The following is a 19,438-nucleotide window of genomic DNA, read 5'->3' on the forward strand; positions in this document are numbered from 1 at the left end:
TACATTGGTTGTCGATAAAACAGAGCTGAACCGTACGCTTTCGCCCAAGCTTGTGGATGCGCGTGTTGCCCAGGTGTTTAACACATTTAAGGAGGTGTTGGTAACCTCCTCATTTGGGACGACATCTGCAGTTCTATTGCATATCATCAGCCGCGTAAAGCCCGGTTACCCTGTCTGTTTTATTGATACGGGTTATCATTTTGAAGAGACCCTGGCCTACAAGAAGCAGCTTACGGAACTGCTCGATCTCAATGTGATAAGTTTGCGTCCGGACCGCTCCAAGCATCAAGAGACCCGTGAAAAGGAACTCTGGCTCAGTGATCCAGATCAGTGCTGTGATATTAACAAGGTGCAGCCGATTCAGGATCTGAAAAGTAAATACAAGATCTGGATGTCGGGTTTGATCGGCTTCCAAAACCAGTATCGCAGAAACCTGAATATTGTTACCGAGAAAACGGAAATGCTCCGTTGCTATCCATTGATCGACTGGAATAAAGGCATGGTGGATGAGTATATGGAGGTGTACGGCTTGCCGCGCAATCCGCTGGAAGAGCAGGGATATTCCTCAATAGGCTGTACGCACTGCACGATGCCTGGCCGGGGGCGGGAAGGGCGATGGTCTGAGGATATGAAGACCGAGTGCGGATTGCATCGGTAGGTGATATAGCCATGTATTTTTTGCGGCTATTTTACCTTTCTCTTGCTGAGGACAAATTTCTTGGGAAATCCCGGCTGGATTCTACAGGTTTGATCCCTCTATATCTTCCCCTTCAATCTCGTAATTGATCTCTTGTTTTTTCGTTTCTTTGATGAGCCATCGCAGGTAATCCTCATTGCCTTCCTGTTCGGTAAGGGTAAGGGAAATGACGCAGGGACAGTTGTAGCTGTGCAGATCCTTAACACGCTGGGTGAGCGGTTTCACATTATGATAGGGCGTTTTGGCAATTAAAATAGCCTCCTTCGCCTCCTCTACTTTTCCTTTCCAGCGATATATCGACTCCATTCCATCAATAATATTTACGCACGCGGCCAGTTTTTCTTCCACAAGTGATCGACCAATTTTGCGGGCCTCATCCTTATCTTTTGTGGTTATATACACCAGGCGAAGGTTATAAAACATGGCAATTGGGTTATGTTGGGAAACGACTGTTGCATCAAATTACAAAATTGATCAGAATGTCTCACCAGATTGTTGTAGCCGCGTGAATGATATAGATAAAGTACGTGTTGAAATGAGATCGAAAAAGTCGTAGTTTTCGTGGCTTTTAGACTTCCGCATAACGTCGGAGCTGTTTGACCAGTAAACTTGCGAGAGTGGCGGAATTGGTAGACGCGCTAGATTTAGGATCTAGTGCCTTTTTGGCGTGGGGGTTCGAGTCCCCCCTCTCGTACTCTCGTCTGCCCAAATGCAACAGTAATAATTTAAGATAAGTAGAAATACGAGGAGTAATTTAAGTGGATATTTCAGTTGAAGATATAACTTCCGTTGACAAGCAGGTTAAAATTTCTGCTACGCGCGAAGATTTGGCCCCAAAATTCAAAGAAGCGTACAAAAAATACCAGGGGCAGATCAATATGCCTGGTTTTCGGCCGGGCAAAGTGCCACTCCAGCTGATAAAAAAGCGGTTTGGTGAAGAAATTGAGGAGGAAGAAGTCGGAAAGTACGTGCAGGAAATATTTGAGAAGGAAGTGGTGCCCGAGTACGATCCGATTGGCGAAAGCCAGATGATTGATATGAGCTGGGAAAATGATCAGCTGGAAGCTACTTTCAAAATTGGTGCCCGCCCTGAGTTTGAATTAACAGATTTAGGTTCCATAGAGGTGGACAAGATGGTCCACGACGTTTCTGATGAAGAAGTTCAGGAAGAAGTGGAGCGGCAGCTACAGCAGCAGGGTGACTGGAACGAGGTCGAAGAAGAAGTGGACGAAACCAGCCGGGTGTTGGTTGAGGCTATTCCGGTGGATGATGACGGCAATCTGGATGAAGAGAACAAGGCCAACGAGGTTATCGATCTAAACAAAGAGGAGTCCAAAGAATTCAAGGATGACCTGCTGGGCCACAAGGCGGGTGATGAAGTTGATGTAGAAGTTGGTCACGGCGACCACTCCCACAGCTTTAAGCTGAAGATTCAGAAAGTGGAAAAGTCAGAGAAGGCCAAGCTCACCGATGCTTTTGCCAAGGAACAGACGAACGAAGAAGCTAAAAACGTTGATGAGTATAAAAGCCTGATTAAGAGCCAGATTCAAAATTACTACGACCAGAGCGCTGACGATCTTTTTAAGCGCGATATGGTCGATAAAATGGTTGAAGCGCACGAGTTTGAGGTGCCGGAAGTTTTTATTGAGCAGTTCAAGGACCAGTACGTTGAACGCGTGAAGCAGCAAAACCAGGGCCAGTTGCCACCCGATTTTGACCCCGAGGAGTACAAGGAGGGATTAGGCGATCGGGCAGTGCGCGATGCCAAGTGGTTTTTCATCAATGAAAAGCTGCAAGAAAAATTTGACGATATAGAGATAAAACCCGATGATATAGACGAGCATCTCTCCGCCCAGGCGGCACAATACGGGGTCTCTGTTGATCAGATGAGAAACATGTTTGCTCAAAATCCTCAGCAACTCGAAGGTCTGCGTAACAGCATCAGAGAGAACAAGGTTTTTGACAGGCTAGGAGAAGAAATCAAGATCAATGAGATCTCAAAGGATGAGTATGAAGATGCTTACCAAAAGAAAATGAAGGCTTCCGAAGAGGCGGAAGAAGCATTAGAAGAATAAATTCTTGAACATTGCAGGTTAAGCTATGAACAAACAACCACTTTTTGAGTTACCAGAGATGAGCGACAGACAGCAGATTCAAAATAATAACCTGGTTCCCATGGTCGTAGAGACCACCAACCGGGGTGAGCGTGCCTACGACATTTATTCGCGCCTGCTGAAAGACCGGATTATTATTCTCGGAACCCCGGTGAACGATGCCGTGGCAAGCTCCATTGTAGCACAGATGTTGTATCTGCAGGCTGAAGACCCCGAAAAAGATATTAATTTGTATATTAATAGTCCGGGCGGCGTAGTATCATCCGGGTTTGCCATATACGACACTATGCAGTATGTCACTTGTGATGTAGCTACTACGTGCGTGGGCATGGCGGCTTCCATGGGAGCAGTGCTACTTGCAGCAGGCCAGAGTGGAAAGCGTAATATCCTGCCGAACGCCCGGGTCATGATTCACCAGCCACTCGGTGGCGTGCAGGGCCAGGCCAGTGATATTGAGATTGAGGCACAGGAGATCATCCGTATCAAAAAATTGATTAGCGAGATTTTGGCCGATCACAGCGGAAAGGATCCCGAGCAGGTTATGGAGGATACCGACCGTAACAAATGGATGAGTGCCCAGGAAGCGCTGGACTACGGCCTTATCGATAATATAATGAAGAACGACAAGAAGAAGACTTCTGATTCATCTTCGTAAGATCACCTGAATATTATGAGTGATAAAAAGAATAAAACCATTCACTGCTCTTTTTGTGACCGTTCGAGCCATGAAGTGAATAGCATGGTTGCGGGTCCCAATGATGTATACATTTGCGACCGCTGTGTTGCTGACGCGTCAGGAATTGTAAAAAGCGACCTGGCTTCGATGTCCAAAAAACGAGAGCAGAACTTTAAACCGATCCTGAAACCGGCTGAAATCAAGGCGCGGCTGGATGAATACGTGATTGGGCAGGAACAAGCTAAGAAGACCCTGTCGGTCGCCGTTTATAACCACTATAAGCGTATCGGCGGCGAGCTGCAGGGTGACCTCGACGACACGCTGGTTGAAAAGAGTAACATCATGTTGCTGGGTCCCACCGGTTGCGGGAAAACCCTGTTGGCGCGGACGCTGGCCAATGTTATTGATGTGCCGTTTACCATCGCCGATGCCACCGTGCTGACGGAAGCCGGTTATGTGGGGGAGGATGTGGAAAGTATTCTCTCCAGTCTTTTGCAGTCGGCTGACTACGATGTAGACCGAGCCCGCCGTGGTATCGTCTATATTGACGAAGTAGACAAGGTGGCCCGCAAGAGTGACAACCCCTCTATTACACGTGATGTTTCCGGGGAAGGGGTGCAGCAGGCCCTGCTGAAAATTCTTGAGGGAACGGTTGCAAATGTGCCCCCCAAAGGAGGACGCAAGCACCCCGAGCAGAGCTTTATCCAGATTGACACCTCCAACATCCTGTTTATCTGTGGTGGAGCGTTCAGCGGTCTGGAAGAAATTATAGCACGACGGCTTTCTGTGAGCTCCATGGGTTTCCATTCGGAAGAGCAGGTGAAGTATGACAAGGAGGATCCGGATATTTTCACGCATGTGGAGCCGGAAGATCTCCAGAATTACGGCCTCATTCCCGAGCTCATCGGTCGCCTTCCGGTCATTGCCGGGCTGCATCAGCTGTCGAAGAGTGCCATGATCGAGATCCTGCAGAAGCCTAAAAACGCATTGGTCAAGCAGTACAAGAAGCTGTTTAACTTCGAAGGCGTTGAGCTTATTTTTGAGGAAGAGGCTCTTGAAGAGATCGTTGAAAAAGCCCTCAAACGAAAAACCGGGGCACGTGGATTGCGTTCTATCATGGAGGAATCGATGCTCGACATTATGTTCACGCTGCCATCGATGAAAAACGTGGAGCGCTGCGTAGTTACACGAGAAACGATCCAGAACAATGCACCGCCCGTTTACGAAAAGCGTAAAGCATCGGCTTAATTGAATAAGTTTGTTTATTTATTATTGAAAGGCATCATCTTGCGGTGATGCCTTTTTTAATTTATCCCCAAATAGAGTGGGTGAGGAACGCAAATGCCACAGATACTGCGGATATCAGCTGAATGATATTGATTTTAACATGTAGATCCGTTGGATCTGCGCCGTCCGTGTTCCATTAAACCGGAAGCATTGTATATTGGTAAATAATTACGATTTTCAAGCTTGTGGCTTAATCTCAAAGTAAGAATGAAACAGCTTCTCACGTCAAATAGAATCAACATTGTTCTGATCGGTCTGCTGATCTGCCTGGGTATCGGTTCTTTTGCCTACAACCAGTACCTGGTAAACCGGGTGTTGGAGCAGGAACGCCTGAGTGTGGAGCTGTGGGCCCGGGCGATTGAATATACGGGTCGGCCATTTCACAATGAGATCAGTCAGAATTTGCTTACTGTGATGAATGAGCTGCAGCGATACTCGGCCGTCCCTGACAGCCTGCTCGATCTCATTGAAGAGGCCGAAGCAGATCGCGCTTCTCAAAATTTTGTGGCCTCCGAACTTATTATCAAGGATCGTTTCAAGATTCCGTCCATTATTGTGGATGGGCAGGGGGAGATTATTTTCCACAGGAACGTTGATGAGTCTAGTTTAAACCGGGATCTAATCGACCGATTTAAGCGGATGAATCCCCCCATAGTGGTAGAATTGGGTGGTGAAAGCTATTCTCAAACCCAGTATGTGTATTACGGAGAAAGTCCCACTGTTCAAATGCTGCGGTATTTCCCCTATATCCAGTTTACGTTACTGGCACTGCTGTTGGGCATCGCTTATGTAAGTTACCGAACGATAACACGGGCCGAGCAATCAAATTTGTGGGTTGGTATGACCAAAGAAGCGGCCCACCAGCTTGGAACGCCGCTTTCCAGCCTCTACGGGTGGGTGGAACTTTTGCGGGATGAAAAGGAGGGAGACGACTTTACCGAGCGAATCTGCAATGAGCTGGAGAAGGATATTACCCGGCTTCGCGGGGTGGCGGAGCGGTTTAATAAGATCGGTTCTGAGCCGGAATTGACCTCCAACCGTATCGGACCGCTGCTCGACCAGGTAATCGATTATATGGAACAACGGCTGCCACAGCTGGGCAAAAATGTGGATGTCCGCCGTAATTTCGATCGGAATCTCAGGGCCAAGGTAAATACCGAGCTATTCCAGTGGGCCCTGGAAAATCTCCTGAAAAATGCCATGGATGCCATCAAGACAAGCAGCAATGATGCTTTCGTGGAAGTGAGCACCAAGCGCATTGAAAATGATCTGATGATTGATATTGAAGATTCGGGCGTGGGAATAGAAAAGTCATACCACCAGGAGATTTTTAAACCCGGTTTTAGCACGAAACAAAGAGGATGGGGACTCGGACTCAGCCTTACCAATCGGATTATTGAGAACTATCACAAGGGCAAGGTGTTCGTGTTGAATTCAGAAGAAGGGAAGGGGACAACGATTCGAATTGTGTTGAAGTTGGATTTAGAAGAAGAGGAAGAGGCGCAGTGATATCAGTTTTGCAGTGTGTCAGTGAACAGAAGAAATCATCGATTGTTGCGTATTACGTACTGCCTATTTGATCTTGTATATTAAAGCAAACGCAGATTGTGCACAATTTCTGAGTTTATCAAACAGTACAATACAGTACATTTTGTCAATTGACCACTGATCACTGACACACTGAAAACTGCTTGCTGCTAGTCGGGTTGGTAGCCTCTTTTCTTGGCGTACTCCATCAGCTCCGCTTTCAGCAGGTTTCGGCCGCGGTGCAGGCGTGAGCGGATAGTGCCAATGGGCACATCAAGCATATTGGCAATCTCCTCGTAGGTAAAGCCTTCAATATCACAGAGCAGTACCACCGTACGGAAATCTTCCGGCAGTTCTTCGAGTGCATTTGAGATGTCGTCGTCAATCAACTCTCGGAACATCCGGTCTTCAAGGTCGGAGGTGTCGGTACGTTCGGCGCGGATGGTTTCGTAAAAGGTTGCAACTTCGTCGTAATCAACCTGGTTGGGTTGTTTAGATTGCTTGCGGTAGTTGTTGATGTAGGAATTTTTCAGGATTCGGAATAACCAGGCCTTTGCATTCGTACCTTTTTCATAACTGCTGAAAAAGCGGAACGCTTTGACGATCGTATCCTGCACAAGATCTTCCGCATCATTGGGGTCCGAGGTTAATCGGAGGGCAAAGTTATACAACGCATCCAGATGGGGAATGATCTCTTCCTCAAAATCTTCCTGCTTTTGTACTTCTTCTTTGGTTAATTCGGCCATCCCGAACTGGCACCTTTATGAAAATTATAAGTATTGCTAAACCAGTAATTCAATATATTGATTAATTAGCGAAAGTACTTGAAATCATTTACTTCCCTTTAATTCAATATTGAAATATGAGTATATCAATTATCAACTTAAAATTTAAATAGATTGTGTTGATAAGAGCAGTAATCATTCTCTAACAGGAAGCCACATGATAGAGAAGAGATATAAAGATAGGATGAATTACATGACTAACCTGCATTTCTCACGAGTATGTAGGATTAATTTCCGTAACCTCACGATATGCATGCACTTACATTTGAATTTCTTGGTGAGAAATGCCGGCTACTGATTTCTACAAAAAGGCAACGACCATAATGTCATAAAGCGCATGGGTCCAGGCGGCCATCCCGAAGCCTCTCCATACATAGATGCCATTGAGTGCGAGCCCAAAAAGAAAGCGGAAGAGAAATGAGCCCATGGTGAACGGGTCTCCCATCACACCGATGTAGTGTACCCAGCTGAAAATAGCAGCAGCCAGGAGAACTGCGGCTGTTATGGCCATCCACTTTTTACTGAACAGGTATTTGAACACAAAGATCAGCAGCGATACCAAGATGACCCGGAAGAAGAGTTCTTCATACAGTCCCGCCCCGAGGGAAAGGGCCAATTGCTGCATGGTTGTGAGCGATTCCACAGGGCTGACCTGCACCATCTGAAGCAGGGCCTCCAGGGTTTGAGAAATGATAAGGGCAAGCAGATAGGCATAGATCATCGCCTCCCCAACCATGACAAAGAAGTAGGAAAAGTTTAGGCTGCCCAGCTTATCTCGCTCCCGGTACAGGATCAGAATACCCAGCAATGCAACAACGATGAGTGTGATAGACAGCACGTCATTCCCAAATTGGGCAAACAGTGATTTGATCCACACATCTACCGAAATGCGTACGACCTGGGAAGCATCGGGCTGGGAGACAAAGATCAGGACCTCATAGAGCAAAAGTAGCGGCAGACTGATGAGATAGCTGTATAATAATGTACTTGTACTGTTAAGATATCGCTTGACAGAATTTGCAGGGTTTCTCATTGATCTTGAAACATATTGACTGTAGCGTTACTTGATGCGTTCAGATTCAGTGACTGCAATGCGGCCTGTGATAACTTAAGCCCATTACCTGTGAAACGATCGTTGATGCGCACAAAAACTCCTTTGTTGTTATTCGGATTTTGTACAAAGATTACATTCCCCAGCGCAATGTTGGAATGGGCCGCTGTTAGCTGGTTGGGGTTGTAGAGTTCGCCACTGGTCGTGGTGGTCCCTTTTTGAGAGGCGTCGTAGCCAGAGACGGCGGTTTGTCCCAGGTCTTTCAGGTTAGCCTGGATGGTATATGGATTTTTATAGGTTCTTGTCGGAGGCAGCAATACTGTTACCTCTTGGCCCGCCTGCAGGGATGAGCCCGCATCGGGGTTCAGGGCCCGAAACTCCTCTTCACTCATGTTGAACTTTCGCAAAATGGCCTGCAGAGAACTGCCGCTTGCCACCGTATGGACGGCAAAAGATCCCTGTGGGGTTGATTCGCCACCACTTTCTGCAACGGAGGGGGCGGCCTGTCCCGATTTTCGTACTGTGAGTTGCTGGCCCACACGGATCGTGTTGGAAGTTAAATCGTTCAGCTGTTTTAGTTCATCTATGGTCATGTTGTGCTGGTTCGCAATCTTATAGAGTGAATCGCCGCTTTTTACCGTATAGTAGGTATTCTGTGAGGTCGTAGTGTTAGCGACCAGGGAGGTTTCACTCGCAGGCATATTCTTCGATTGTTCATCCGGGGGATAAATTGTAATCTGTTGCCCCACTTCAAGGTTATTGCTCGAGAGGCTATTCCACTGCTTAAGCTCCGCTATTGTCACGCCATACTGTTTGGAAATGGAGAAGAGCGTCTCCTGGGGCTTTACTTCATGGCTGATCTCATTTTCAGGTTGTTCGCCCGTAGATTGTCCAACAACCAGTGTTTGTCCCACAGAAAGCTCGTTACCCGAAAGGTTATTCCAGTCCCTGAGTTTTTCTACCGCCACATCATAACTTTTCGAGATACTGAACAGGGTTTCACCGGCTTTCACTGTGTGAGTTTGCTGCGATTGTGCAAAAGAAAATGAATATGCTCCCAGCAGCAGTGCTACCAGGATTGCACTTTGTTTTATAAAATTAAGAAGAGTATTGTGTATCCAATCCATTTGACGTTAGTTCATTTCCATTTCAAGTTCAGCCAGTGCTTCTTTCAGTTCAGAAACGGTACGTTCTTCCCCTTTATTGGCAGAGGCAATTTCAATTCCCTCATTGTAAGTGATTAAAGCCTGGCGATTCATACCCAACAGCTCATACGTTTTTCCCAGGTGATAATATACGCCGACATAACCGGGATCATTATTTCGGATTGATTCAAACAGAACCCTGGCTTTGTCAAATCGATCCACTTTTTTGAATTCAAGAGCAAGCGCAAATTTTGAAAATGAATCGTCCGGGTTTTCCTTAATATTTAGTGCCAGTTTCCGGAGTTTCGATGCATCGCTTTTTTTTGTCATATCTAAAAAGTATTCGCCATTGGTTTACGCCGATCCATTCCCGAAAATAAGGAAAATATAGGAACCTGAAACTGTCATCACGATAAATGTGATTTCCTACTTACTTTTAAGGAAAAGTTTTTGGGATGTAATCTTCAAAGTAGATGTTTGATCATTTTTGGGATTACCATCCATTTCAGCTGGGTGTGTTCGAGCTTGATCTGTGACCATTTGTTGGCCGATTGTTCAAAACAAAGGAGTGCTGCTGTCGGCACGCGGATGTTGGCCTCCCCGCAGAGTTCTCCAGCAATATCTTCAATCTTGGGATTATGCCCCACCAGCATTACACGCTCTGTTTTATCGGGGGCACTTTGTATCGCCTCCAGGTAGTCGCTGGCACCCCCATAGTAGAGGTCATCGTTCCATGTGATGATCCCGTCATCCAGCCCGGCCGCTTCCAGGCACAACTGGATCGTCTCCTTTGCCCGTTGAGCAGGAGATGATATCACAGCCCCCGGCAGGTAGCCACTCTTTTTAAGAAATTTGCCCATTCGTGGGGCGTCGTTTTGTCCGCGGGTTGCCAGCGGGCGATCGAAGTCTTTGAGGCCCGGAATATCCCATGATGATTTAGCGTGCCGTAGAAGCAGTATCTGTTTCATATCAATAAATTTTGCCTTTGGCCATATGATGTATCTTAAAATACTGAAGTTCCCGGAAACAGTTCCAACAACATTTCACTGGGTTTTATCGGTCCACTTGTTTTCTATTCTCCCATAGATGGTGTGGATAGCATAGACCGTGATCAGGTAGAGTAACAACCGTTGCCGATCTGTGAGATCTGTGTAATCAGCGGGTATGAAAGGTTATTGATTTATGAGGTTCCTTCTGTGGCACAGCTGGCGAATATTTGTTTCATCTGTGCGGTATGAGCCAGTTTTTAATGCCTACACCTTGTTAAATTCACCGGTGGTGATTGAAAAAGTCACCCTGGGTGTTTTCAAAGATCACCCTTGGTGAATTATTATATTACCCCGGGTAAATCCATTAGTTTATGCCTATAAATAAGATTAATTTGCGGGTTCGCACTGCCATCTATTCATTCTCTCTTTGATTGCGGAGGGCAAACCGTCAGCTATGAATATGACGACTATATTCGTCTAGAGAAATAAATTACTTCAGAATATACCTGGGAGCATACAGGGAGAGGGTAACGCCGCGGGCTATCATAAACAGAACCATCGCCAGCCAGATAGCATGATTACCGAGATGGCCTACACCGAGATAGAACGCAGGCAGAAAGATCAACAAGGTGGCGATCAGCATGGAGTCTCGCATCGGCTCAGTGGCCGTGGCCCCGATGAAAACACCATCCCAGATATAACAGAAACTGCTGACCGTGGGACCCGCTACTGTCCAAAGAAACACGGTCATAGCCGTATTTATTACATTTTGTTGGTCGGTGAATAGGTTCAATATCGAGCTGTCGAACAGCCAGTACACGCCAGAGGCTATGACCCCAATGCCGATCCCCCAGGCGAAGCAGTATTTTACGGCGAGCTTCACCCGGTCGTTCTGTTTGGCGCCCGTATAGCGACCGATCAGGCTTTCGGCGGCGTAGGCAAACCCGTCAATGCCGTAGGAGACGACCATCCAGAGTTGCAGCAGGATGCTGTTGGCTGCCAGGATCACATCACCGAATTCCGCTGATTTTGCCGTAAAGAATGAGAAGGTGAAAATCAGGCAGAGCGTACGAAGAAAAATATCACGGTTGACGGAAAAGAACTTCTTGATCGACGCCAGTTCCATCAGTCGATCATGCATGTAGGCACTCAGCCAGTCGCGGTATTTCCAGATCAGCAGTGCAACGGCCAGCGTAACCCCGGCATAGCGGGCAATGAGCGTGCCGGTAGCCACCCCATCCACATGCATCCCCATCCCGTACACAAAGAGGAAATCGAGACCGATGTTCAGAGCATTCAGGAAGATGGTGACAATCATCGGGTATCGGGCGTTCTGCATTCCCAGGAACCACCCGTTGATGGCGTACAGTCCAAGCGTAGCTGGTGCAGAATAGATCCTGATGTCAAAATAAATTTTCGTGTAGCGTTCCACTTCCGGAGAGCCTTCGACCAGCCAAAAGCTGAGATCGGCAATCCAGGTCTGTAGCAGAATGATGAGTGTGCTGAAGATGGCAGCAACTGCCAGGGCGCGTGCTAAAATAAGGATGCTTTCCTGGCGATCTTTTTCACCAAATGCTTGTGCGGTGAGCCCGGTGGTGCCCATCCGGAGGAAGCCAAATCCCCAGAAAAGGAAGTTGAAGATCATGCTCCCCAGCGCAATTGCCCCCAGGTAGTACACTTCATCGAGGTGGCCAACCAGCGCCGTATCGACGGCCCCAAGCAGCGGCACCGACAAATTGCTGATGATGTTGGGGATAGCCAGGTTCAGGATCTTGCGATTCAAATGGGGCGTTTTTTATTGTGAATATTTTCAGAGATTCGGGTGGGGAAAGTAAAAATAATACGCCACTTTTATGAGGGAGATCGGTTTGGAATACAAAACTCAGAAGTCGATCGCGAGTTGAAGCTCGCGGTACTTATAACTTCCACCTTATAATTATGCACTACTATTCTTCCTGGCTTCTGTGCTTTTTAAATTTTCTGACTTTGCCTTCCACAAAGCCCAATACAAACAAGATCAAAATCACTACCACTGTCAGTATGGAGGCCATTCCCAGCTCATCGAGACCCACGGTGATACCTATGGCTGAGGCGAACAGGATGGAAGCCGCCGTGGTTAGTCCCTCGATCGTCTCATGCTGAGATTTGAAAATGATAGTACCTGCTCCCAGGAAGCTGATTCCGGTAATAATTGCCTCCATAATACGAATCGGGTCGGCCTGGACAGCTTCTACGTAGGGTGAGGCGCCAAATCTGGCAACGATCGTATCTCCGAGAATTACCAGCAGGGCGGCGGCACCGGTAACTAACATATGTGTGCGCAGACCGGCTGGCTTGTCGGCAATTTCCCGTTCCAGGCCGATCAGACCACCAAGAAATATGGCAAATATTACTTTGAAAATTTTGAGGATTTCAAAATCTAATTCCATACTGATCACTTTATTGTTTTATTAGTGGTAATTCTCCTCACCGCAAATTTGTTTCATCAAAAAAAAATGAAGGAGTCATGGAAATAAGTTACTGGACAAGCAGGTGGAAGAAAAACAAAATTGGCTGGCACATGCAGGAGGTGTATCCACCGTTGGTGTCATATTGGAATCGACTTGAGCTCAACGCCGGGGATTGTATCCTAGTTCCCTTATGCGGTAAGAGCAAAGATCTGGGCTGGCTTGCGCGGAAAGGAGTGAAGGTGCTGGGAGTAGAAGTGTCAAAAGTAGCGGTGAACCAGTTCTTTTCAGAAATGAAGATGGCGTACACCAAGAAAAAGAGCGGGGCGTTTACTATTTATGAGTCCGGTAATATTCAGCTTTGGCAGGGCGATTTTTTTAAACTAAAGCCATCCCGGCTGCCTTCCATCGATGCGATCTACGATAAAGCCGCATTGGTAGCTCTTCCTCTAAAGAAGCGGCGAGAGTATGCTCAATTAGTTCTGCAGTATTGCTCTCCCTCAACCCCAATGCTTGTAAGTACGTTTGAGTACCCTCAGGATGAGATGAGCGGCCCACCGTTTTCAGTGTTCAGGGATGAACTGGAAGAGCTTTATGGCAATAGGTTTAATATTGAACTGCTGCACGAAGAATCGGTGTTTGAAAAGCTTTCCAAATTTCAGCGCCGGGGACTGGCTTCGTATTTAAGGGAGAAGATATATTTGTTGGAAGCTGAATAAGGTTGCTTCGCTTGTATATTCATTAAAAACCAGCAATTACCTCTATTTCTCTTTTGTTATTTTGGCTGACAACAATGATATTCAGTTGAGTTAGGGATTGACCGGCACAGTAAAAATAAAGTGAAGGTTAAACTTTGTTTTGTATAGCAGCTTTTGCTAGTTAGAGTTGCATATCATGAGGTCGGCATGTATTTTCAAAGTCAAATTTTTTGAAACCACGTTTAAGCAATAGAGCAAACGATGAATATTGAACAGCGCAATCAACTGTTAAGTATTGTTTTTGGGATTATAATTTTGGTGTTGGGGTATTTTCTCTATCACGCTATTGTCGACCCGTATGAAGAAGTGCTCGAGCGGGAACAAATGACCGAGCGGGTACGCCACAGAATGTCTAATGTTCGAGATGCACTCAATCAGTATAAAAATCGGGTAGGTGAGGGCGAGTTTCCTCCCTCCGATGGCGGCCTTGATAGCCTGGTTCAATTTCTAAAGACTGATTCCGTGATGCTTGCCCAGGGGGATTCTTTGTTCTCTGAATTGCCTCCAAACACATACGATCCGGATTCCATTATTTATTCACCACGTCCTCCTCACAATAGATTCGAGTATGCCTTGAATGACACCTTGCGTCCACAAATTTATCTTCTTGAAGATCCTGATAGTGAGGATAAGATCGGTTCTCTTGAGCAAACAACTATGTTGAACGCCGCTTCTTGGGAATAATGAAGAATGGCACCACCAAATCCAAGCCTTGGGCTTTGTTTCTTCGATAATCAGCTTTTCTATGCTGTAAATAAACCGGAGAAGCAGGGTGTATTGGCGCGGATCGGATCGGTGGACTTTAACTTTGATCTTCCGGGTGCCATCCTGCGAGGAGACGAACAGAACTTTCCCGGTGTTCAAAGTACGATCAGTCGCCTGAAGGAGAAGTTCGGTATCGATCATATCCGCGTACTCTCTTTTCCCTCCCAGGAGTGTTGGACCACCTTTCCAAAAGTTGTTTATGATAAGCCCGATGAGCGTGAGGACCATATCAATATCCTCATGCAGGGGGTCGATCGAAGCCAGGTAGAACCGACATGGTACAACCTCAGTAATCAGAAATACAAGTTTTTACTGATAAGAAATCGTAACAGGCTTGGTGGACTTCGAAAACTGGCTTCCAGTGCCTCAACCACCGACCTGATCAGCGATTTTGAGATCGGCAGCCGCTGGAGTGCTCACAGCGATGTAAAGGGCTCATTCATGACCGTCGGCTGTTTCCACGATGCCATTGCCGTCAGTTCTTTTGTGCTTGGCAAACTGCGCGGTGCCACCTACCTGAAATTTGAGGATCCTGAAGACCTTCCTTACCTCTGGCTACAAAATGCCCAACAATTAAGCTGGATGGAGGGGCTCCATGAGCAGATCTATGTATATGGGGCACGGGCATATCATATTATTGACATCCTGGAACCCTTTTGGGAAGATGAAGCGGCATCCATCATTAAAATGGATTCTCTCGAAAAGATGGGGGTGGAAGCCGAAGAAAAATCGTACGGGTTTAACCTGGAAGCGGCCTTCCCGGCCATCATGCTGGCCCTCGGGGATTAATTGATATTATGTGGGGTTAAAAAAGCTTTTCGGTATCTTTACCTTTCATTCCAAACAGCCTACTTTTAATCTGTATTCGTTGAACTGCACGGAATAGCTTATGAGAATAATCACCGGAACCCTTAAGGGTCGCAAAATAAACATACCCAATACATTGAACGTGCGTCCCACCGCAGACCGCACCAAAGAGGGACTCTTTTCGGTCATCGAGGCCCGCCGTTATATTCGTGATGCCAATGTCCTGGATCTCTTTGCGGGGTCCGGCAATCTCGGTATCGAAGCTATTTCACGCGGAGCATCCAAAGTACTGTTTGTTGACAACGATCACTTCAACATTCGACATATTGAGAAACTGGGACGAGAGTTCGGCATCGAAGATCAGGTTCGTACTGCAGTTTCTGATGTGGGCAACTTCCTGGATGGGCCGCCAATTCCGTACGACATCATTTTTTCCGATCCTCCCTATGACTACCCGGAGATGGAACAGATGATTGAGACCATCCTGGAAAAGGGATGGCTGAATGACCACGGCTGGTTTGTACTCGAACACGACAAGCGGCATGACTTTACAGAGCACCCAAACTGTTTCTTTTCAAAAGCGTACGGCCGTACCATCGTGAGTATCTTCTTGGAGGAAGAGCCTGAATGAATAGTATAGAGAACGCGGATAACACAGATTGAGCAGATTATCACTGTAAAAAAACCGTGAAGATCGGCAGAATCCGCGTCATCCGTGTTCTATTATTGTTACTAACTTGATTAATAATCTAAAGGGAAAGCATGAAAACGCTGGCACTTTATCCCGGTTCCTTTGATCCTATAACTTACGGTCACCTGGACATCCTAAAGCGAGCAACGGAGCTCTTTGATACTATTATTGTGACTATTGCAGTAAATAACCGGAAGGAAACGGTTTTTTCTGGTGATGAGAGGGAGAAAATGATTAAAACCTGTCTTGAGGATGAAGAATGGGCGGAGAATGTGCAGATAGAGCAATTCACTGGACTCTTGGTCGATTTCGCACGTGAAAAGGGAGCTCAAACGCTGGTGAGGGGCGTGCGGCAAATTTCTGATTTTGAGTATGAATTCCGCATGGCGCTCACCAACCGTCGGCTGGCCCCCGATGTGGATACCGTTTTCCTGATGCCAAATGAGCAGCTCACCTTTATCTCGGCCTCACTCGTGAAGGAAGTTGCCTACTGGGACGGCGACCTGTCCTCTTTCGTCCCCGAACACGTAGCTGAAGCGCTGCACGGGTATTACAAGGATAAAGAGCAGTGATTGGATATTGCGTATTCCTTACTGCGTATTATTCTGAGTATATTTTTACTTTAGTGGTATCAGCGTAATCAGCGGGAGGTTGATATTCATGGTGGATATCTGAAGTATTATCCCGGTATTTATTTATAAAGAATTTTTATTTGAAACGGAATACGTAATACGCAATACGAGATGCAAGGAGACTCCATATAGAGACTACTAATCAATTTTTGATCATATTTTCCTCCTCTTCTGAAAATTTCTCATTACTATAGAAATCCAACTCATCATTTCCTATTTTCAGCCATCGCTAGCAGCATTTATATGTAAATACCAATAAAACCAATTATGATTTCCAAAAGAGCACAAGAACTGTCACCATCTGAAACCCTCAAAATTTCCGCCCGCGCCAAGGAGTTGAAGCGTGAAGGGCGTTCTATTGTTTCTCTCAGTGCGGGAGAGCCGGATTTTAAAACACCAAGACATGTATGCGATGCTGCCATTAAGGCGATTGAGGAAGGGTTCCATGGTTACACGATGAACACCGGTACACCGGAACTGCGGGAAGCGATTGTTGGAAAGCTGAAGCGAGACAACGGACTGGATTTTGCTCCCTCCCAGGTGATTGTCAGCAACGGTGCCAAGCAGTCGCTCGGGTTTAGCATGCTTTCTTTGATCGATCCAGGCGACGAAGTGATTATCCCGGCACCTTACTGGGTTTCCTATCCGCAGATGGTGAAGCTGGCCGAGGGCAAGAGCGTTACGGTGCGAACGGCTTTTGAAAATGATTATAAAATGACGCCCGAGCAGCTTGAAGACGCGATCAGCGATAAAACCAAAGCACTGATTCTCTGTTCGCCTTCAAATCCCACCGGCACGCGTTATACTGCGGATGAACTCCGGGGCCTGGCGGACGTGCTGGTTGAGTACCCGGATGTGTATGTGATATCAGACGAAATTTATGAGTATATCAACTACGAAGGCGATCACGACGGAATTCTGCAGGTCGCACCTGAACTAAAAGATCGCACACTGGTTATCAACGGGTTTTCAAAAGGGTTTGCCATGACGGGCTGGCGACTGGGATACCTGGCGGGACCGCAAGAGGTGGTCAATGCCGTATCCAAAATACAGAGCCAGGAAACCTCTGCACCCTCTGCTATCTCTCAAAAGGCAGGGGAAGCAGCCTATACCGGCAGCCTGGATGAAGTAAAGAAAATGCGCGAACAGTTCAAAGAACGGCGTGATTATATTGTTGATGCCCTCTCTTCTATTGACGGGGTCAAGTGCTTTAAACCGGCAGGGGCTTTTTATGTGTTCCCGGATGTCTCAGAACACTTGGGTAAAAGCACTGCTGATGGCGACAAGATAGAGACGACAACGGATCTCTGCCTGTACCTGTTGGACGGTGTTGGCCTGGCAGCTGTACCGGGCGATGCTTTCGGTGAGCCCAACGGCATCCGGCTGAGCTACGCTTCTGCCATGAAAGACCTGAAAGAGGGAATTAGCAGGCTGGAAAAAGGATTGAGCGAACTTTCCTGACCCAAACCGAGTTAACAAACTGAATTTTTGTACAAAAAGGTGATTTTGGCACACTTTATGATGTAAAAATGCCTTAAATCATAACCAACTGAACAGTTATGCCTACATACGAATACAAACGAGAAGACGGTTCCACCTTTGAGGTGACCCAGGGTATTAATGACGATCCCCTTGAAAAGTGCCCCGAAACCGGTCAAAAAGTGAAACGAGTGATTACCGGTGGTGGAGGCGTGGTTTATAAAGGTGACGGCTTCTATATTACAGACTACAAGAGAAAAGGTGAAAATAGCAACGGTTCTGCCAGTAATGGAGCCACCAAGTCGGAATCAAAGGCAGAGACGTCTACTTCTTAAAAAGTTAATTGCACCCAAAATTTTGTCCCGTGAGTCAAGACAAGCGCTCAGAACAACACGAGCAGGCGTTAGAGCAATTTGTGTTGCTTTGGGGCGAAATGGCGTCAGCGTGGGGTATCAACAAAACGATGGCCCAGATCCATGCGTTGCTGTATGCCGAGGCCGATCCGCTGGATACCGATACAATTATGGCACAGCTGGATATCAGCCGCGGGAACGCCAATATGAACCTGCGCAACCTGTTGAATTGGCAGCTCATCCACAAAGTCCATTTCAAGGGAAAGCGCAAGGATTTTTATACTGCTGAAAAAGATGTCTGGAATATAGTATCCACGATTGTCCGTGAGCGCCAGCAGCGAGAGGTAGCCCCGATTCGGCAGAATCTGCAGGAGTGTATTGCCGTGTTTGAAGCGGAAGGGGCGCAAACCGATGAGGAGAAGGAGTTCAAGGAGCGGATCGAGAACTTCATGACATTCCTCGAGATGTTTGAACGTTTTACCGAAGCGCTCCTTCCCTACATTAACAAGAACAATCTCAAGTTTTTGAAGCAGTTGGTAAAACTGGCTGAACTCAAAGAATCGATGAAGGGCAAGCTGCCTGACACTATTAAACTTCCGGTGGATGATGACAAGTAAAAGCTCCCGAGAGATTGGTCACGAAGGCGAAGAGCTGGCCGCTTCCTACCTTGAGTCGAAAGAGTATACCATCCTGGAACGTAACTATTTTTTTGAGCACGCCGAGGTTGATATTGTGGCCTATGACGAAAAACAGATCGTTTTTGTGGAAGTAAAATATCGCTCAGATACCGACTTCGGTGAACCGGAAGATTCTATCTCTGAGGAGAAGCAGAAAAACATTTTCAAGGCTGCTGAAGCCTGGCTTTATGAACGAAAAATGGATGGTTCGCCGGTTCGTTTTGATGTGATCTCCATTGTGCAGAGAGAAGAGGAAGCCCCGCAATTCAAGCACTTCGAAAATGCGTTTTGGTTGACGAATTAGAAACTTTGCCAAAAATTCGCGTCCAATTTCCAGGGTTTTTCGCACTTATTATCCCTCCAGCTGATCGAGTTAAATGGTTTTAGCGCAGGCGTAGGGAACGCAACAAAAATTTCACCCGCCGGCGACGTTTTTGGTATTCTAAGACTTAGTCAAGAAGATTCGGTTATCTGATGTTGATAGATTTTCACGTAAGGAGTCCCTCGTTTGATCACCGCAAACACCCGATACAGCAACTTGCAGACGACGGCATTGCG

Annotated in this window: 22 protein-coding genes and 1 tRNA gene; 15 read left to right on the plus strand and 8 right to left on the minus strand. The window is 46.7% G+C overall.

The features are described from left to right. Positions 1 to 4 precede the first annotated feature (4 nt). Positions 5 to 658, plus strand: coding sequence for a phosphoadenylyl-sulfate reductase (locus NC796_RS23855; protein WP_310688327.1), 654 nt, complete (start codon positions 5 to 7; stop codon positions 656 to 658). Positions 659 to 739: 81 nt separating this feature from the next. Here NC796_RS23855 and cutA read toward each other — a convergent pair whose 3' ends face one another. Continuing rightward, the gene (cutA, locus tag NC796_RS23860) at positions 740 to 1,120 is read right to left on the minus strand and encodes a divalent-cation tolerance protein CutA (protein WP_310688328.1); all 381 of its coding nucleotides are present in this window, start codon (positions 1,118 to 1,120) and stop codon (positions 740 to 742) included. A gap of 188 nt (positions 1,121 to 1,308) precedes the next feature. Here cutA and NC796_RS23865 point away from each other — a divergent pair. From NC796_RS23865 to NC796_RS23885, 5 genes are all read left to right on the plus strand, one after another. Next, positions 1,309 to 1,391 (plus strand) — tRNA-Leu (locus NC796_RS23865). Between the two features lie 64 nt (positions 1,392 to 1,455). After that, a complete protein-coding gene (gene tig, locus NC796_RS23870; RefSeq protein WP_310688329.1) occupies positions 1,456 to 2,772 on the plus strand; it encodes a trigger factor in 1,317 nt (438 codons plus the stop codon). 25 nt (positions 2,773 to 2,797) lie between these two features. Continuing rightward, positions 2,798 to 3,466 carry an ATP-dependent Clp endopeptidase proteolytic subunit ClpP gene (gene clpP / locus NC796_RS23875; protein WP_310688330.1) on the plus strand — a complete coding sequence of 223 codons (669 nt, stop codon included), beginning with the start codon at positions 2,798 to 2,800 and terminating at the stop codon, positions 3,464 to 3,466. Positions 3,467 to 3,481: 15 nt separating this feature from the next. Next, the gene (gene clpX, locus NC796_RS23880) at positions 3,482 to 4,735 is read left to right on the plus strand and encodes an ATP-dependent Clp protease ATP-binding subunit ClpX (protein WP_310688331.1); all 1,254 of its coding nucleotides are present in this window, start codon (positions 3,482 to 3,484) and stop codon (positions 4,733 to 4,735) included. Between the two features lie 246 nt (positions 4,736 to 4,981). Then, positions 4,982 to 6,283 (plus strand): ATP-binding protein, encoded by a 1,302-nt coding sequence (locus NC796_RS23885; RefSeq protein WP_310688332.1) that lies wholly within the window; start codon positions 4,982 to 4,984, stop codon positions 6,281 to 6,283. A gap of 188 nt (positions 6,284 to 6,471) precedes the next feature. Here NC796_RS23885 and NC796_RS23890 read toward each other — a convergent pair whose 3' ends face one another. The 7 genes from NC796_RS23890 to NC796_RS23920 all read right to left on the minus strand — a co-directional run bounded on the left by NC796_RS23890 (position 6,472) and on the right by NC796_RS23920 (position 12,700). Then, entirely contained in the window at positions 6,472 to 7,047 is a 576-nt protein-coding gene (locus NC796_RS23890; RefSeq protein WP_310688333.1) for a sigma-70 family RNA polymerase sigma factor, read from the minus strand. Positions 7,048 to 7,387: 340 nt separating this feature from the next. Continuing rightward, positions 7,388 to 8,119: a CPBP family intramembrane glutamic endopeptidase gene (locus NC796_RS23895; RefSeq protein ID WP_310688334.1), complete on the minus strand. Its 732-nt coding sequence runs from the start codon at positions 8,117 to 8,119 to the stop codon at positions 7,388 to 7,390. Then, the gene (locus NC796_RS23900; protein WP_310688335.1) at positions 8,116 to 9,264 is read right to left on the minus strand and encodes a LysM peptidoglycan-binding domain-containing protein; all 1,149 of its coding nucleotides are present in this window, start codon (positions 9,262 to 9,264) and stop codon (positions 8,116 to 8,118) included. The genes NC796_RS23895 and NC796_RS23900 overlap by 4 nt, the downstream gene beginning before the upstream one ends. A 6-nt stretch (positions 9,265 to 9,270) precedes the next feature. After that, positions 9,271 to 9,612 (minus strand): hypothetical protein, encoded by a 342-nt coding sequence (locus NC796_RS23905; protein ID WP_310688336.1) that lies wholly within the window; start codon positions 9,610 to 9,612, stop codon positions 9,271 to 9,273. Between the two features lie 134 nt (positions 9,613 to 9,746). Further along, positions 9,747 to 10,250 carry a histidine phosphatase family protein gene (locus NC796_RS23910; protein WP_310688337.1) on the minus strand — a complete coding sequence of 168 codons (504 nt, stop codon included), beginning with the start codon at positions 10,248 to 10,250 and terminating at the stop codon, positions 9,747 to 9,749. A gap of 511 nt (positions 10,251 to 10,761) precedes the next feature. Continuing rightward, positions 10,762 to 12,054, minus strand: coding sequence for an MATE family efflux transporter (locus NC796_RS23915; protein ID WP_310688338.1), 1,293 nt, complete (start codon positions 12,052 to 12,054; stop codon positions 10,762 to 10,764). A 163-nt stretch (positions 12,055 to 12,217) separates the two neighbouring features. Further along, positions 12,218 to 12,700, minus strand: coding sequence for an MgtC/SapB family protein (locus NC796_RS23920; protein WP_310688339.1), 483 nt, complete (start codon positions 12,698 to 12,700; stop codon positions 12,218 to 12,220). A gap of 77 nt (positions 12,701 to 12,777) precedes the next feature. Here NC796_RS23920 and NC796_RS23925 point away from each other — a divergent pair, with 77 nt between their 5' ends. From NC796_RS23925 to NC796_RS23965, 9 genes are all read left to right on the plus strand, one after another. Beyond that, entirely contained in the window at positions 12,778 to 13,437 is a 660-nt protein-coding gene (locus tag NC796_RS23925; protein WP_310688340.1) for a thiopurine S-methyltransferase, read from the plus strand. 240 nt (positions 13,438 to 13,677) lie between these two features. Continuing rightward, positions 13,678 to 14,160, plus strand: a complete 483-nt coding sequence (locus NC796_RS23930) for a hypothetical protein (RefSeq protein WP_310688341.1) — start codon at positions 13,678 to 13,680, stop codon at positions 14,158 to 14,160. A 6-nt stretch (positions 14,161 to 14,166) separates the two neighbouring features. Then, positions 14,167 to 15,030 carry a hypothetical protein gene (locus NC796_RS23935; protein ID WP_310688342.1) on the plus strand — a complete coding sequence of 288 codons (864 nt, stop codon included), beginning with the start codon at positions 14,167 to 14,169 and terminating at the stop codon, positions 15,028 to 15,030. Positions 15,031 to 15,130: 100 nt separating this feature from the next. After that, on the plus strand, positions 15,131 to 15,679 hold the full coding sequence (rsmD, locus tag NC796_RS23940) for a 16S rRNA (guanine(966)-N(2))-methyltransferase RsmD (RefSeq protein WP_310688343.1): 549 nt from the start codon (positions 15,131 to 15,133) through the stop codon (positions 15,677 to 15,679). Between the two features lie 131 nt (positions 15,680 to 15,810). Next, on the plus strand, positions 15,811 to 16,311 hold the full coding sequence (gene coaD, locus NC796_RS23945; RefSeq protein ID WP_310688344.1) for a pantetheine-phosphate adenylyltransferase: 501 nt from the start codon (positions 15,811 to 15,813) through the stop codon (positions 16,309 to 16,311). 327 nt (positions 16,312 to 16,638) lie between these two features. Continuing rightward, positions 16,639 to 17,832, plus strand: a complete 1,194-nt coding sequence (locus NC796_RS23950; RefSeq protein WP_310688345.1) for a pyridoxal phosphate-dependent aminotransferase — start codon at positions 16,639 to 16,641, stop codon at positions 17,830 to 17,832. Between the two features lie 98 nt (positions 17,833 to 17,930). Further along, on the plus strand, positions 17,931 to 18,185 hold the full coding sequence (locus NC796_RS23955; RefSeq protein ID WP_310688346.1) for an FmdB family zinc ribbon protein: 255 nt from the start codon (positions 17,931 to 17,933) through the stop codon (positions 18,183 to 18,185). Positions 18,186 to 18,214: 29 nt separating this feature from the next. After that, on the plus strand, positions 18,215 to 18,820 hold the full coding sequence (locus tag NC796_RS23960) for a hypothetical protein (protein WP_310688347.1): 606 nt from the start codon (positions 18,215 to 18,217) through the stop codon (positions 18,818 to 18,820). Further along, on the plus strand, positions 18,807 to 19,184 hold the full coding sequence (locus tag NC796_RS23965; protein ID WP_310688348.1) for a YraN family protein: 378 nt from the start codon (positions 18,807 to 18,809) through the stop codon (positions 19,182 to 19,184). The genes NC796_RS23960 and NC796_RS23965 overlap by 14 nt, the downstream gene beginning before the upstream one ends. Positions 19,185 to 19,438: the final 254 nt, after the last annotated feature.

Source organism: Aliifodinibius sp. S!AR15-10 (assembly GCF_031569985.1).
Classification (GTDB): Bacteria; Bacteroidota; Rhodothermia; order Balneolales; family Balneolaceae; genus JAMQKA01.